The following is a 1,679-nucleotide window of genomic DNA, read 5'->3' as shown; positions in this document are numbered from 1 at the left end:
GGCACACTCGGTGAGAACCTGACGACTGAGGCGGTCAATGGCCTACCTGAGATGGATGAGAGCAACGTTTGCATCGGTGATATCTTTGAATATGGAGATGACAGCCATAGCGTCCAACTGCGTATCGTGCAGCCACGCCGTCCTTGTTATAAGATCAACGACCAAATCGGGCAGTTTAATAAAGTGCCCAATATCGCCGCTTGGGTGAGCAAACAAGGTATCGCTGGTTGGTATTTCGAAGTGGTACGCGCGGGCATGATTGACGCGGATCTGCCCGTTTATCTAGTAGAGCGTCCCTATCCGTTTGCAACGCTCTCGATGCTATGGCAATTGTCGAACTCAAAAGAGAAATATGCTGCTGAAGTCATTGAGCCTTGGTTAGCGATTGAGTGTTTAGAGGAGAGTTGGAAAGTCGTTTTGGCTAAGAAGATTCGGAAGGATTAATTAGTACTTCCGAACTTTACTTGTGCTAATAATGTTTCATAATTTAAAATGGTATATCTTGATCTATGCTGTACAAACCACGACCGACCTCTTTCATTTCATAACTCAAGTTACTCATACTCATTTTTACATAATCTTCGAAGTCTGTATAAGATGCTGTTGTATTATTACCTACGAGATCAATTCTGTTACCCGATAACCTTGAAAAAACTAAATTATTATCAAATTTCAATGCTGTAGCTATTCTATTATAGACGTCATGAATATTAGACTCAGTGTCATTTATTAATGTCATTTTATGAGCATCTCTTTTTACTTCAAGTTGACTATTAATATGTATCGACCTAGATAGGCTTTGAACTGATGATCTGAGTCCTTTAATCTCATCTAACATATACTTATCAACTGATACTGTTTCCTCGTTAATTATAGGAGTCTTGAAATCTCCAAAATTTTTTAGAAAAGTTGAATAGTTTTCTGGATTTTCGAGATAAGTTTTGTAAGTTTTTTCAATTCTATCTTTTAATTCATCTTTAAATATATCAATCTTATGATGTCTTAAGTCTTTAGGATAGCTTAGATGCTCAATAACTGAAGTATCAAAAGAGTACTGAGTAGCATCATCCTTAATGATTATAGTTGGCTTATCAAACGCTAAGCGCAAGCCAAGTTCAAACATAACATTTGGATTTCTACCACTGATATCACAAACTATCATTGGATTTTCATAAAGGTTTTGTACAATACGTTTATGAATAACTCCAATATCGTCTGACTCACTAACTATTCTAGCTTCAAAACCAGCTCCTCTGATAGCAGATTCTAATATTCTTCTAATATCTTTCCAATGAGATTCAGGGTAACCGTCCATTGAAGATATTGGCATTACAATTCCACATTTTTTACTAATAATAATTTCTTCAGTCAAAACTTCTGTATTATTCTCTTGTTCAGAGTCCTGTGACATTTTTATCCCTCATTAACTTGTTAATATGTAAAATACATCTATTCTAATAAATATTTTAAATTATACATTACTTACAGAGCAATTCATGGCAAAAAACTTTACCGCTTTAGCATTAGCGACCTTCTTATCGCTACCTTTGATAGGCTGTATCACCACTCCCCAACCGCAAATGGCGACGACCGAGACCTTTCGCGTCGATAGCGATACTTATCAATCGCAAGGCAAAAGCGAGCGTATCAAAACTATCGTCCTGCACTATACTGTCTCA

Annotated in this window: 2 protein-coding genes and 1 pseudogene; 2 read left to right on the top strand and 1 reads right to left on the bottom strand. The window is 36.7% G+C overall.

Annotated features, from left to right (window positions below; all coding sequences use genetic code 11):
* A partial coding sequence (locus ACTXGO_RS13350) for an MOSC domain-containing protein (RefSeq protein WP_443574861.1) occupies positions 1–444 on the top strand: 444 nt, incomplete at its 5' end.
* A gap of 43 nt (positions 445–487) precedes the next feature.
* Here the strand turns inward: ACTXGO_RS13350 and ACTXGO_RS13345 are convergent.
* On the bottom strand, positions 488–1,411 hold the full coding sequence (locus tag ACTXGO_RS13345; RefSeq protein ID WP_435950127.1) for a hypothetical protein: 924 nt from the start codon (positions 1,409–1,411) through the stop codon (positions 488–490).
* A gap of 85 nt (positions 1,412–1,496) precedes the next feature.
* On the opposite strand from ACTXGO_RS13345, the pseudogene ACTXGO_RS13340 reads away from it, so the two are divergent.
* Positions 1,497–1,679, top strand: a pseudogene (locus ACTXGO_RS13340) (N-acetylmuramoyl-L-alanine amidase); the annotation flags it as partial.

The sequence above is a fragment of the Psychrobacter sp. T6-1 genome, from assembly GCF_052258445.1.
The sequence above is the reverse complement of the archived record's forward strand: the minus strand, read 5'-3'. Positions and strand labels throughout refer to the sequence as shown.